Genomic DNA, 13,331 nt, shown 5'->3' with positions numbered 1-13,331 from the left:
ATCTCTCCTCTATGGGGCGATTCGCACTCGCACCGAGGAGCGTTCGAGCAGCGGGCAGCCGATCGTCACCTGTTGTGTGCCGGTCGGCTGTCCAGCTGTGAGAGCGGCGAGCATTGCTACGCCGCGCGCGCCCATCTCCTGAAAGGGAAGGGCGACGGTGGTGAGGGCTGGTCGCAGGTAGGCGGCGATCAGCTCCTGGTTGTCGAACCCGACGACACTGACATCGTCTGGGATGCGCAGGCCCCGCTCTTTGATGGCGTCGTACGCACCCATCGCCATGCGGTCGTTCGCGCAGAACAGCGCCGTGGGCGGCTCCCCCGCGGTGTCCAGAAGTCGAACTGCGGCGTCGTAGCCGCCGTGCGCTGTCGCGTGCCCCGAAGCAACGAGAGCGGGATCGAACTCCACCCTCGCCTCGGCGAGAGCACGTCGGTAGCCGACCTCTCGCCCGACCGCGGCAGGCGTCTCCGGGTCGAGGTTGATGAGTGCGATCCGTCGGTGGCCGGCATCGACCAGATAACGCGTCGCTTCGTAGCCGCCCCCGACCTCATCCGGGACGATGGACGGCAGCACGCCATCGGCGTCGAAGCAGTTCACCAGGACGGTCGGCACCTCATGCAAGGCCTTGGGGACGTGCACTGCACGGTGCCACGTCGCGGCATAGAGGATGCCCTCGACCCTCTGCTCGAGGAGCATCTCGACGGTGGCTGCCTCGTTCTCGCCTTCGCTCTCGGTGGAGGAGATGAGCAGCATCTTGCCCTCGCTCCACGCCTGGTCCTGAGCCCCTTTGATGATGTCGACAGCGAACGGAGCAGTCACGATCTCGGTCACGATGCCGTACCAGTCGCTACGTCGGGCCGCGAGCGCTCGCGCTCCGGCGTTCGGGCGGTAGCCCAGGGCGGCAGCGGCGTCGAGGACCCGACGTCGAGTCTCGGCCGACAAGCTGATGTCAGATCGCCCGTTGAGCACGAACGACACGGCCGTACGCGAGACTCCCGCGCGCTCCGCTACGTCGCCCATGGTGGCGCGCGTCGTCGTTCGTGTCGCCATTGACCAGGCTCTTCCTCGTTGTCCGCTGCGCACTAACGCGCGTTAACGCCGCAGAACTTACGCGCGTTAGTAGGGGCTGTCAAGAACCGGTGGTGGACCTGCACCCGCACCCCCTCGGCTCCACCCGAGCCGTGCTGCCGCTTGCCGGACTAGACAGCGACGCTCCTGCGTCCACATGACAGCGGTGTCACGGACCGTTCTCGACGCCGCCCCGCGAAGACGGCGTCGCTGCGCTCTCCGCGGACGCCTTCGTGCGCATCTCAGCCGTTCTGGTCGGAGGACCCTCTCGAGCCCCCCCAGCTCTTCGAGCTGACCGACAGGGCCACGGGACAGTCGCGTCGGTGGGTGCGCCAGCGTCCGCGCGCCCGGCTCCGTGCTTCCTCCCGCTCGTCGGTGGCCCACATTGCGGTTCGATCACGACGCTTGACGTCTCCTGGTGCGGGATGGATGCTTCCCGATGGTCGGTTAATCGATTTATCACTCACGAGGAGGTGAGATGTGTGCCTGTTGCCCGTGTCCGAATCTCGGACGTTGCTGCAGCGGCCGGCGTCTCGACCGCCACTGTCTCGTTGGTGCTGAATGAACGGACAGCGCGAATCTCCCCCGCCACGCAGGACCGCGTCCGGCGCGCGGCGGCGGCGGTCGGGTACACACCGAACTCCGTCGCCCGGGGTCTTCGCACACAGCGCACGCGGACCATCGGCTTGGTCTCAGACACCATCGCAACCACCCCCTACGCAGGCCGGATGCTCTCTGGCGCGCAGGATGCGGCGCGCGAGTACGGGTACCTGGTGTTCCTGGTCGACACGGACGCGGACCCCGCCGTCGAGCGTGAAGCCATCCGCGCACTGGCGGACCAGCAGGTCGACGCGATGATCTATGCCTGCATGTGGCATCGGGTCGTCGACGTGCCGGCGAGCCTGCCTGCCGGCAGCGTCTTTCTCGATTGTCAGCCAGTCTCCGGGGGCTTCCCCGCGGTTGTGCCTGACGACCGCGCCGGCGGTGTGGCCGCGGTGCGTGAGCTCATCGCCGCCGGACACCGCCGGATCGCCTACGTCGATGTCGAGGAATCGGATGCGCCCGTCGCGTCCGTTCTGCGTTGGGAGGGGTATCTCGAGGTCCTCGATGAGGCGGGCATCGTCCCGGACACGGCGCTGCACGTCCGGGGCGCCACCTCCGCCGCTGGCGGACGAGCGGCGACGGACCTCCTCCTCGATCTACCGGAAGGTCGTCGGCCGACTGCCTTGTTCTGCTTCAACGACCGCATCGCCGCCGGCGCATACATCGCCGCGCATCATCGCGGCCTCGAGATCCCGCGGGACCTGTCCATCGTTGGCTTCGACGACCAGCCTCTCGTGGCTGCGGAGCTTGACCCTCCCCTGACGACCGTGGCGCTTCCCCACTACGAGATGGGTCGCTGGGCGGTCGAGGTCGCCCTCGGGACGCGCTCCTCGGATGCTTCCGACGCCGCGTACCTCATGCCTTGCCCGATCGTGCGCCGCGGATCGGTGGGCCCGCCGCCGGCTACAGCTATCAACTCCAGCCGGCGACGAGCCTGACACACACCGTGATCACCGTCGGTGATCGCAGAGCGGGTGCCCCGACATGCAGGTCGGGCACCAAGAGAGGAACCCCCAATGAAACACAGATCCCTCATGACGATCGTAGCCGTGTCCGCCGCGTCAGCTCTGATGCTGTCGGCGTGCGGCCAAGCCGGTCAGGACGACGGCGGATCCGGTGACGGACCCACCACCCTGAAGATGTGGACGCACTCGGCGGGCAACCCGGCCGAGCTCGAGGTGTACAAGAAGATCATCGACGACTTCAACGCGTCCCAGAGCGACTACAAGGTGGTCGAGGAGTCCTTCCCCCAGGGCGCCTACAACGACGCGATCGTCGCCGCAGCAGCTGCAGGCGACCTGCCCTGCCTGCTCGACATGGACGGGCCGATCGTCCCCAACTGGGCCTGGGCGAAGTACATCCAGCCGCTCGGGATCTCTAGCGACATCACCGACTCGTTGCTCCCCACCGCGGTCGGCACCTACAAGGACGAGATCTACGCCGCCGGTTACTGGGACGCCGCTCTGTCGATCTTCGCCCGCAAGTCGGTCCTGGACGCCAACGGCATCCGGATCCCGACGGTCGACGAGCCATGGACCATCGACGAGTTCGACGCTGCGCTCGCCACGCTCAAGACGGCGGGCTACGACACCCCGCTCGACATCGGCGCCGAGGACACGGGCGAGTGGTGGTCCTACGCGTACTCGCCGATGCTGCAGAGCTCCGGCGGTGACTTGATCGACCGCGACACGATGCTCTCCTCGGACGGCGTCCTCAACGGCCCTGAGGCGGTCACCTTCTTCACCTGGTTCCAGGACGCCTTCGCCAAGGGCTATGCCAGCAACACAGGGACGATCGGCAACCAGGAGTTCAACGACGACAAGGCCGCGCTCAGCTACACCGGGGTCTGGAACGCCAAGGACTCCCTCGACGCGGTCGGCGACGATCTGCTGATCCTGCCGCCGCCCGACTTCGGCAACGGCCCCAAGATCGGTGGCGGCTCGTGGCAGTGGGGCATCTCGTCGACGTGCAACTCGGCGGAGGGCGCGCGCAAGTACCTGGAGTTCAGCTTCCAGGACAAGTACATCGCCGAGTTCAGCGACAAGCAGATCGTCATTCCGGCCACGAAGGCCGCCGAGGAGCTCTCGGAGAACTTCGGTGAAGGGGACCCGCTGCGCCCGTTCGTCGAGCTGTCGCAGAAGTTCGCGCTCGCCCGGCCCGCCACCCCGGCCTACCCGGTCATCTCCAGCACGTTCGAGAAGGCGGCCAAGGACATCATGAGCGGCGCCGACGTGCAGTCGACACTCGACGGAGCCGTTCAGGAGATCGACACCAACATCAAGTCCAACGACGGCTACGGCTTCTGATCCAGCCGTCCTGACCGGCGGGGGCAGTGCGCCGCGCTGCCCCCGCCCGATCGGACACGCACCATGACCACCACTTCACGAGCTCCCTCGCGCCCGCCGACAGCACACGGGCGCGTCCGGCCCAGATCTTCGGCCGCCTCGCGCGGGGAGCGACGGTCCGGACTGGCCATGGCGGCCCCGGCGGCCGTGCTCCTGATCCTCTTTCTCATCGTCCCGGTCCTCCTGGCTTTCGGGCTGTCGTTCACCAACGCCCGCCTGATCTCGCCGAACCCCCCGCGGTTCGTCGGGTTCGAGAACTTCGTGCGGGCCTTCACCGAGGACCCTGTGTTCCTGCGGTCGGTGCTCAACACCTTCCTGTTCGCGATCGTCGTCGTCCCGGTGCAGGCAGGCCTCGGCCTCCTGCTCGCGGTACTGGTGAACCAGAAGATCCGGGGCGTCACGTTCTTCCGCATCCTCTACTTCGTCCCGGTCGTCACCTCGATCGTGGTGGTGTCGATCCTCTGGAAGTTCATGTACCAACCGGACGGGCTGATCAACTCGTTCATCGACACGATCACCTTCGGTGCCTGGCAGGGGGCCGACTGGCTCAACAACCCCAAGACCGCACTGCCCGCCATCATCGTGCTGTCGATCTGGCAGGCCGTCGGCTTCCACATGCTCATCTGGCTCTCAGGCCTGCAGACGATTCCCGAGGAGCTCTACGAGGCCGCCCGCATGGACGGCGCCGGAGGATGGCAGCAGTTCCAGAGCGTCACCTGGCCCGGCCTGCGCTCGACCATGGTCTTCGTCCTGGTGACCATCACGATCGCCGCCCTCGGCCTGTTCGTGCAGATCGACGTCATCACGCAGGGCGGACCGCAAGACTCGACGACCACGATCGTCTACCACGCCGTGCGCAAGGGATACCGGGAGCAGGAGACGGGCTACGGCGCCGCGATCTCCCTCATCTTCTTCGTCCTGGTGCTTGTCGTCGCGCTGGTGCAGCGCTTCCTGACCCGAGAGAAGGACTGAACCATGACCGCCGTGGTCCCCACCCACGAGGCCCGGACCGAGCAGCAGGTGCGCCGCCGTCGCCGGGTCTGGTCGTACCTCGTCATGACCGGCCTCGGGATCTTCTTCCTGTTCCCGCTCGTGTTCATGTTCGTCTCCAGCCTCAAACCGGACGGACAGATCCTGTCCGACACCAGCTCGCTGCGCGCGTTCCTGCCCGTGGGCGACATCAGCCTCGACAACTACGCCGGCGTGTTCGACCGAGTCCCGGTGGGCAGATTCCTGCTCAACTCGATCTTCGTGACCACGGTCATCGTCGGGCTCGGCCTGGTCGTCAACAGCATGTGCGGCTTCGCCCTGTCCCGACTCGAGTGGAAGGGCCGGGGACTGGTGCTCAGCGTCATCATCGCGACGCTCATCGTCCCCTTCGAGACGATCGCCATCCCGATGGTCTACTGGGTCTCGAAACTGCCCACGCTCGTGTTCGAGGGCGCCGTCCCGAAATACGACTTCGGGTGGCTGAACACCTACCAGGTCCAGATCATCCCGTTCATCGCGAACGCCTTCTCGATCTTCCTGTTCACCCAGTACTTCTCGACGATCCCCAAGGCGCTCGACGAGGCAGCCCGCATCGACGGCGCCGGTTGGTTCACCATCTACCGCAAGATCGTCGTCCCCCTTGCCGGCCCCGCGTTCGCCACGGTCGCCATCCTCACGTTCCTGCCGGCGTGGAACTCCTACCTGTGGCCGCTGATGGTCGTGCAGAGCGAGGACCTGCGGCCGGTCATGGTCGGCATGCAGTACTTCTTCCAGCTCAACACGGCCTGGGGTGAGGTCATGGCGTACACGTCGCTGATCACGCTGCCGGTTCTCGCCGTGTTCCTGGTCTTCCAGCGGGCGTTCATCAGCAGCGTCGCCGCCAGCGGCGTGAAGGGTTGATGCATGTTCACGCTTCCTGACTCCTGGGTCTGGGACTTCTGGTTCGCCGACGACGGCGAGTCGTACCACCTGTTCTTCCTCTACGCGTCGCGCGCACTGCACGATCCCGAGGCTCGCCACTACCGGGCCTCGATCGGGCACGCGGTCTCGAGCGACCTGCGTGACTGGAACCGAGTGGCCGACGCTCTCGTCCGGAGCGACGAAGTCGGGTTCGACGACCTGGCCACCTGGACCGGTTCGGTCGTCCGGCATCCGGACGGCACCTGGTTCCTGTTCTATACGGGCTCGACCCTGACCAGCGCCGGCAACGTGCAGAGCATCGGGTACGCCACTTCGCGCGACCTGATGCTCTGGGACAAGTCGGCTGGCAACCCGGTCCTGCGAGCAGACGGGAACTGGTACGAGGTTCTCACCGACGGGCAGTGGCACGACGAGGCATTCCGCGACCCCTGGGTATTTGCCGACCCGGACGGCGTCGGCTGGCACATGCTCATCACCGCGCGCGCCCGCACGGGCCCCGCTGACGACCGCGGCGTCGTCGGTCATGCCTGGTCTGCGGACCTTCGACACTGGGAGCTGCGGCCACCCCGGACGGAACCCGGGCAGGGCTTCGGTCAGCTGGAGGTCATGCAGGTGGAGGTCGTCGACGGCGCCCCCGTGATGCTGTTCTCATGCCTGGCTAGTGACGCTTCCGCGCACCGGCGTGCCACGGGCACCTCGGGCGGCGTCTGGGCAGCCACTGCCACCTCCCTGCTCGGCCCGTACGACGTTGCCGGAGCCCAGCAGGTGACCGACGACCAGCTGTACAGCGGCAGACTGGTCCGCCGTCGTACCGACGGCCAATGGCTGCTGCTCGCCTTCCACCACACGAGCACTGACGGCTCCTTCGTCGGCGCCGTCAGCGATCCGACGAGCGTCACCTGGAAGGACGGCACGCTGCACCTCACCGTCCCGCCGCAGGTCGCTCGATGATCGGCACGCCTCGGCCGTGGGCGAGTCGCGACTGCTAGCGGATCAAGCACCGCTCGCCGAGACCACTTTCCGGCACCTGCGGGGCTTTGTCGGGTCGATCTGCAAGAAGCGGACGTCTGGGCAACCGCGCGCAGCGGTCGATCACGCGGACGCACGTGTGATCGTCGGGCAGTCGAGCACGTGCCGCGGCGAGTCGATCTCGACCTTGCCGAGCAGCAAATGGCCGATGGCCACGTCAGGCTCCTGTCTTCAGGATCCCGGCGTGGCCTCTGACCAGCACTTTCGGTGGAGCTGAGGGGATTCGAACCCCTGACCCCCTGAAGAACTGCAGCGACATTGACTCCTGGGCAATTCTCGACGGATCTCCGAGAATCGCCCTCCTGACCAGGGCTTTCGCCGGGATCGGCGATCAGCGCGAGCCGATCATATCGGCCGGTTTCGGCCGATCTCCAGCCCCTTCGGTGCCGAAAACTGTCTAATTTGTGTCCACCGTCCCCAACTGTCTACGACGGCTGAGACTGAGCCGCGATACCGGTCCTTCCACCGCGAGACCGGCGGGCTGCTGCGGGCGGACCTGGCCCACGGTTGCCGCGACCAGACCACGCGGTCCCACCTCGACGGGCACATCGTTGTCATCCGGGCGCTGCCCCACTACGACGTCCTGTTTGGCGTCGACTTCGAACCTGGCCAGCCACGCACCGGACCGATGATCGAGGAGCACAGATGACCGCGACCACCAAGACCCGACCAGTTGGGGTCCAAGCTCGCTTGCCTGACCCGGGTCCCGAAGACCCCACGATCGGACGGACCTGGAGCCGACCTGTCCGACACCCGCGCTCGTCGCGAACCGCTCGCCGGGGACCGCCGACCGCGCGTGTTCCCAACTCGACGAGGTGCGACGCCCCCGGTCGACGCAGTGGACCGGCGCGCGCAGATCGCGGTGTGACCGGATGTTTCCGCGGCTACTTGCTGAGCGTGGACGACCATGGTTGTGACTGCTGCGACGATGACCAGGACATGCGATCCGGCCATGTCAAGGTGTCTCTGCTCGTGTCTTCTCAGGGGTGTCTTCCGCGCCCACGGGGAGTCGGCGCCGTCGAGGGCGTCGGTGTCGGATCTGGCGACGGTGCCGGTGTGTGCGTCGCGGCGCCGGGCGGCGCGGGCTTGCGCCTCACGCGCCGGATGCCCCAGACGATCCACCATGTGACGAGCGCGAGGATGACTAGGGTGCTCGTCATGGCCCCGATGGCGTAGCTGCTCTCGTAGATGCCGGTCCCCACCGTGCTGCGCCCATCGCCCCCTTCGAATCGGATCGTCCGCATGACGTCGTAGGCCGGGGAGGCGTCTAGTGTCCCGCTGGGTGCCATGACGAGTACGACGACGAGACCAGACTGCCCGGTGGCGTGTGCTGCGACGACTAGCGCGTCCATTTCTGCGCCGCCTGCGCTGGTGTTGGTGAAGGAAAAGACGAGCGCTCCCGCGTCAGGCATCCCCGACCAGACGACTGGGAGTCGTCGCAGACGTAGGGCCAGGTCGCCCCAGGATTCAGAGGCACCGTCCAACGCCCTCTGCACGGCATAGGCATCGGCCGACCCTTCGCCGGTGGAGCTGACAAGTCCGACCTGGGTTTGACCGTCGAATAACCGCGCCGCGCTGCCGTGCTCAAGGTCCTCGTGCTCGGCGGTCCACCCCGCCGGCAGGTCGAGACCGACAGCACCGATAACGACGCGTTCACTGCCGGTGATCTGCTCAAGGGGCTCTATGACGACCGCTTCAGTCCCTGGCGGGTCCGCTTCCCGCGCGAGGTCGCTTCTGACGTGACCCGCGACGGTCAACTCCACCGCCATCGGCGTCGACAGCGCTGATGCGCCGGACAGGCAGCCGGTGAGGACGGCAACGCCGAGTATTGCGACGGCGAGCATGTGGGGCATGGCGATCCTAGGATTCGGCGGTCTCTTGACCTCTGGTCTTTCGACACCGCAACGCGGCGACTTGACTTGGACGACTAGGTCCGCGGGACGCCTCCGCGCTCCTATTGACGGCAGGCGCCCCAAGCCGTCGTCCTAAACGTGCTGGGCGGGTGATCGTGCGCCTTGCCGTCTTGTCAGGAATGCCCACACCGTCGTAGGGCCGGCAAAAGAGCTATCGCATCATGAAGAATTCACTGGGCTCATCCGGCCCCGCGGTCGACTCAACCCAGGCCGCCGAGCCAGCGACAACATGTCCGACACCGTTCGATGTTTCCAGTTTGTACGCAGCATAGGAGCCGTTGTCCAACGAAGGCAGAATGGTTCGAGGGCATCGACATACGTCCCCAGGTGCGCCACCGAAAGCCCGTAAAGCGAGGTGGCGATCGAGATGAACTTTACGTTCATGAATTGGATCTCCACCCGAGTTGGGTAGGAGCTATTCCCGTAGGACCTCAACAGCAGGCGATTCATCCCGCCCCTTAAGGTCTCGACGACAAACTCGTGATAAGGATACTTCGGATGGCTCCATCGATTCCACGCGAACGCGTCTCCAGCAAGACGGGCTGAAAGAATCCGGAGCCGAGTCCACCGTGGTGCCGATGTTTGCCACCGCCCCGGACGAGCGGACCTCAGGCCAGCGTGTCCGGTTGCCGTCCGCCTGGAGCGCAGGCACGTCAAATGCCATTCGCCCGGAGGGCGGATCGTAGCCTGCCAGGAAACAAACAGTCCTGAAGTGTAGTACTAACCCATTGGATGCGCAGTTCACGGCGGCGGAGTTCATTCACGAACGGAGCGAGTCGTGATTGCGTCGGGGCGGCGAAGCGGACCGCTTGGTGGTCTCGTCGCACAAGGGTGACGCTGCGAGCTGCACACCGCGCGAGCACAATGTCATCAAAAGTCGACTGCCAGGCGGGACCGGTCTTTGGTATCGGCTCGGCGCGCGGAGGAAAGGCTGACGCCACGCGGAGTACAGTCCGCATAAACTCCGTCGTCACATCGACCGTGACGGTCCACGTCGAAAATTCCATGTAGCCTAGTGGGTAGCCAGCAGTCATCTGCCCGTAGCCACCCACAAACGTCGCAGAGCCCTCGATGCGATGAGTCCACTCATCGATAAGTCATCACCCAATTCATCCAAAGTTGTAGGTCCGAACCGTTGAATACGAAACGCCGCCGTGGGCTTCCACACCCACACCGGGACCTCCGACGCCGATCTGGTTGGACCAGATAGTCTTGCCACCCGACGTACTCCACGAATAGTCGGCATTCCCCGTAAGAACGTACCCGCCCGAACCCCCAGCCGTCCAGGATCGGCCTTGGAGCTGACTCGGGCTCGTTGCATTACTCAGGAATAGGCCGACAGAAATACCGCGGCCCGATGTCCCGAGCCCGACCGAGCCTGTTTGAATCACTGCCCAGCCGAAGCGCTCGCTGCCGACGCTCGTCAGCGGCGACCTGGCTCAAGCTGCTAGGCCCAAGGAGGACGGCGGTGCGCGCGTCCAAGTCGGCCGCCACCAGCGATGGCGGCTGGCTGCGGGTCATCGACCAGCGGACGTTCGAGGCGCGACCCCAAGCTAGCCCGCCCTCTCGGTCGGGCCCTCCGCATCGTCGATGCGGGCGAGCGCGTCGAGCTCATCGTCGTTGCTGCCCAGCGTCAGCAGTGACCAATCCGGATCAAGCGGCCGCAGAGTCCTTTCGAGCACACCAGCCGGCGACATATCGACGGACTGGTCGGGAGCGACGTAGTGCCCTTCGGTAACCGCCGTGCTCGTGTGTCCGAGAAAAGCCGCCGCCACGTCGATCCCGAGCCCGCGTGCGAGCACGGTCGCTCCCGTTCGCCGGTACCAGCGCGGTGTGATGCCCGAGTCGGCGAGTCCAGCATCGGCAAGAAACTCTCTGAAGGTGCGGCGGAGGTTGTGCAGAGTGAGGACGCCGCCGTTGCGGTTGTGGAAGATCGTGACGTCGGACTGATCGGAGGGCATCTGCGCAATCCGGCGGCGCAAGACCTGGGCGGCGAACTCGGGCACCGCGATGGCTCGATGCGATGCGTCGGTCTTGGCCTGGTCCTGGCGGAAGTCACGGACCCCCTGTCGCCTCACGACAGTGCCCCGGACATGGGCGACCATTCCCCGGGTGGTGTCGTCGATGTCGCATGGTCTCAGGGCGAGAACCTCGCCGGGGCGCATCGCGGTACCGAGCAGCACCTCGCAGATGTCGCGGACCTGGCCGTCCGGCTTCGGCCCGGGCACCCCGGAACCTGTGCGCCAAGCCGCCGAGGCGGCTCGAATGGCTTGGACCTGCTCGAGCGACATCGCCTCGATCTCACGTTTGGGCCTGATGAGAGAAGAGGTTCCCTGGACCGGGTTTCGCGCGAGAGCGTCGTGCCGGAGCGCGAAGGCGAACATCTGGTTCAGCAGAGTGCGGGTGTGCTTGGCCCTTGAGTGCGAGATGGCAGCTTCGCGCCGCAGGAGCCACTCGACGCGCCCCGTGGTGATCTCGCCGAGTGCGTAAGACTCAAGCGCTGGGCGCACATGCAGGCGCAGGTCGTCTCGGTAGTTGTCCTTGGTTCCCTCGGAGATGTCCCGCAGCTCGAGATCCGCCAGCCACAGGTCGCACAGGTCGCCGAACGGGCTGGCCACGCTGAGCAGTCCCCCGCTGCCGTAGCCGGCGCGGTCGACGAGCCTTGCCTTGAGCTTGGCGGTTGCCGCGCGCTGACTTCCCGCGACGGCCGTCACGGCGCGCAGTCGGCCGTCCAGGTCGCGGTAGCGGGTCATCGCTCGGTACCGGCCGCCCAGGTCCGTGAGCGCGATCTCGCCGAACGTGCCGATCGCGGTCCGCGGCCGTCCGCGGCTCACGGCCTGCCTCGTCGGGGATGCCGCTCGCCGTCGGCGGCCTCCATCCGTGCCAGCCAGGCTTGGACCTCGCTGTCCCGGAAGCGCAGCTGGCGTCCGACACGAAAGCCTCGCGGGCCGCGGCCCTGCGAGCGCAGGTCGTACAGCGCCTGGGTGCTGACCGACAGGTACGCAGCGAGCTCGGGCAGGGTCATCGCCGGCTCCAGGGCCGACACCACATCGTTGGTCTCCATGGACACAGGTGTGCCCAAGGAGCCGTAACACGCGCGAGGCCGCCCGAGACTCGACCACCACGGGCCGAGTCTGGGTCGATAAGTGTCGATTAAATGTCTAGTGGCCACGTCTGGCTCCTGTGTTCAGGATCCCGACGTGGCCTCTGACCAGCACTTTCGGTGGAGCTGAGGGGATTCGAACCCCTGACCCCCTGCATGCCATGCAGGTGCGCTACCAGCTGCGCCACAGCCCCGTAGCCCGCCGTGACGGGCCACCACACCCTTGCGGGCGCTCGGAGAGTTTACGACGATCGGCCGCCCAAACGCTAATCGGGGTCCCGGGTCTCGGAGTCGGCGCCGTGACCGGCGTCAGGACCGGCGTTCCAGTCGGAGGACGCGTCGGTCGGGCCGATGTTGTAGCCGACCAGGCGCCAGGCCGGCGCGAAGTCCCCGCGGGTGGCGATGAGCTCGGTCCAGTGGGCGTTGAGCATGCCCGTGAAACCGTGCCAGTCCTGCGGCATGCCCAGCAGCGCGGTGACCGCGGAGCTGATCGCGGAGCCGTGCGAGACCACGACGAGGGTGTCGTCGGCGCCGTACCCGGCCGCGTGCTCCGTGATGCCGGCCAGGACGCGCTGAGCGACCTCCTCGCGGCTCTCCGCGCCGACGCCCGCGGGCTGGCCGCCCGCGCGCCACACGGCGAACTCGTCGGCCCAGTCCCTGCGCAGTTCCTCGCCCGTGAGCCCCTCCCAGACGCCGAACCCGCGCTCACGCAGGCGCGGGTCGACGGCCAGGTCGAGCCCCGAGGCGCGCGCCAGGAAGCTCGCCGTCTCGTGGGCGCGGGAGAGGTCGGAGACGACGATCGCCGTCGGCTCGTGGCGCGCCAGGAGGAGTGCTGCGGCGGTCCGGGCCTGCCAGCGGCCCACGTCGTCGAGCGGGATGTCGACCTGGCCCTGCAGCCGCGCCTGCGAGTTGTAGGCGGTGCGGCCGTGCCGGACCAGGACCAGACGACCCGCCGTCACGCGTCGGTGCCCTCGTCGGTCCCCCGCGCGTCGGCGGGCAGCTCGATGACCGGGCAGTCCTTCCAGAGGCGCTCGAGTGCGTAGTACACCCGGTCCTCGGCGTGCTGTACGTGGACGACGATGTCGCCGAAGTCCACGAGCACCCAGCGGCCGGCGCCCTTGCCCTCGCGGCGGATCGGCTTGGCGCCGAGCTTGAACAGCGACTCCTCGACGGCGTCGACGATCGCCCCGACCTGCCGCTCGTTGCTGCCGGAGGCGATCAGGAACACGTCGGTGAGCACCAGCTGCTCGCTGACGTCCAGGGCGATGATCTCCTCGGCCTTGATGTCGGACGCGGCGCGAGCCGCCGCAACGGCAAGCTCGATGGCACGTTCGGTCGCAGCCACAGGTCTCCTCGAAATCT

The 13,331-nt window shown here is 66.8% G+C and carries 11 protein-coding genes and 1 tRNA gene; 5 read left to right on the top strand and 7 right to left on the bottom strand.

Features of this window, described 5'->3' with window-relative positions:
- Positions 1–9: 9 nt before the first annotated feature.
- A complete protein-coding gene (locus AC1DZC_RS18905; protein WP_477044333.1) occupies positions 10–1,047 on the bottom strand; it encodes a LacI family DNA-binding transcriptional regulator in 1,038 nt (345 codons plus the stop codon).
- Positions 1,048–1,490: 443 nt separating this feature from the next.
- On the opposite strand from AC1DZC_RS18905, the gene AC1DZC_RS18900 reads away from it, so the two are divergent.
- From AC1DZC_RS18900 to AC1DZC_RS18880, 5 genes are all read left to right on the top strand, one after another.
- A complete protein-coding gene (locus AC1DZC_RS18900; protein ID WP_477040948.1) occupies positions 1,491–2,606 on the top strand; it encodes a LacI family DNA-binding transcriptional regulator in 1,116 nt (371 codons plus the stop codon).
- Positions 2,607–2,702: 96 nt separating this feature from the next.
- Positions 2,703–3,974 carry a sugar ABC transporter substrate-binding protein gene (locus AC1DZC_RS18895; protein ID WP_477044332.1) on the top strand — a complete coding sequence of 424 codons (1,272 nt, stop codon included), beginning with the start codon at positions 2,703–2,705 and terminating at the stop codon, positions 3,972–3,974.
- A 168-nt stretch (positions 3,975–4,142) separates the two neighbouring features.
- Positions 4,143–4,985: a carbohydrate ABC transporter permease gene (locus AC1DZC_RS18890; RefSeq protein WP_477044331.1), complete on the top strand. Its 843-nt coding sequence runs from the start codon at positions 4,143–4,145 to the stop codon at positions 4,983–4,985.
- A 3-nt stretch (positions 4,986–4,988) separates the two neighbouring features.
- A complete protein-coding gene (locus AC1DZC_RS18885) occupies positions 4,989–5,903 on the top strand; it encodes a carbohydrate ABC transporter permease (RefSeq protein ID WP_477044330.1) in 915 nt (304 codons plus the stop codon).
- A gap of 3 nt (positions 5,904–5,906) precedes the next feature.
- Positions 5,907–6,875 carry a family 43 glycosylhydrolase gene (locus AC1DZC_RS18880; protein ID WP_477044329.1) on the top strand — a complete coding sequence of 323 codons (969 nt, stop codon included), beginning with the start codon at positions 5,907–5,909 and terminating at the stop codon, positions 6,873–6,875.
- 1,058 nt (positions 6,876–7,933) lie between these two features.
- Here AC1DZC_RS18880 and AC1DZC_RS18875 read toward each other — a convergent pair.
- From AC1DZC_RS18875 to rsfS, 6 genes are all read right to left on the bottom strand, one after another.
- Positions 7,934–8,806, bottom strand: coding sequence for a hypothetical protein (locus AC1DZC_RS18875; RefSeq protein ID WP_477044328.1), 873 nt, complete (start codon positions 8,804–8,806; stop codon positions 7,934–7,936).
- A gap of 1,613 nt (positions 8,807–10,419) precedes the next feature.
- Positions 10,420–11,700, bottom strand: coding sequence for a site-specific integrase (locus tag AC1DZC_RS18870; protein WP_477044327.1), 1,281 nt, complete (start codon positions 11,698–11,700; stop codon positions 10,420–10,422).
- Positions 11,697–11,930, bottom strand: a complete 234-nt coding sequence (locus AC1DZC_RS18865) for a helix-turn-helix transcriptional regulator (RefSeq protein WP_477044326.1) — start codon at positions 11,928–11,930, stop codon at positions 11,697–11,699. Before AC1DZC_RS18865 ends, AC1DZC_RS18870 begins: the two co-directional genes overlap by 4 nt.
- Before the next feature lie 160 nt (positions 11,931–12,090).
- Positions 12,091–12,163, bottom strand: a tRNA-Ala gene (locus AC1DZC_RS18860).
- A 72-nt stretch (positions 12,164–12,235) separates the two neighbouring features.
- Positions 12,236–12,928 carry a histidine phosphatase family protein gene (locus tag AC1DZC_RS18855; protein WP_477040943.1) on the bottom strand — a complete coding sequence of 231 codons (693 nt, stop codon included), beginning with the start codon at positions 12,926–12,928 and terminating at the stop codon, positions 12,236–12,238.
- Positions 12,925–13,314, bottom strand: a complete 390-nt coding sequence (gene rsfS / locus AC1DZC_RS18850; protein ID WP_477040942.1) for a ribosome silencing factor — start codon at positions 13,312–13,314, stop codon at positions 12,925–12,927. The genes AC1DZC_RS18855 and rsfS overlap by 4 nt, the downstream gene beginning before the upstream one ends.
- Positions 13,315–13,331: the final 17 nt, after the last annotated feature.

It is taken from the genome of Cellulomonas sp. P2_B4 (assembly GCF_056404795.1).
Note: the sequence above shows the minus strand (reverse complement) of the source record. Positions and strands in the feature narration are given on the sequence as shown.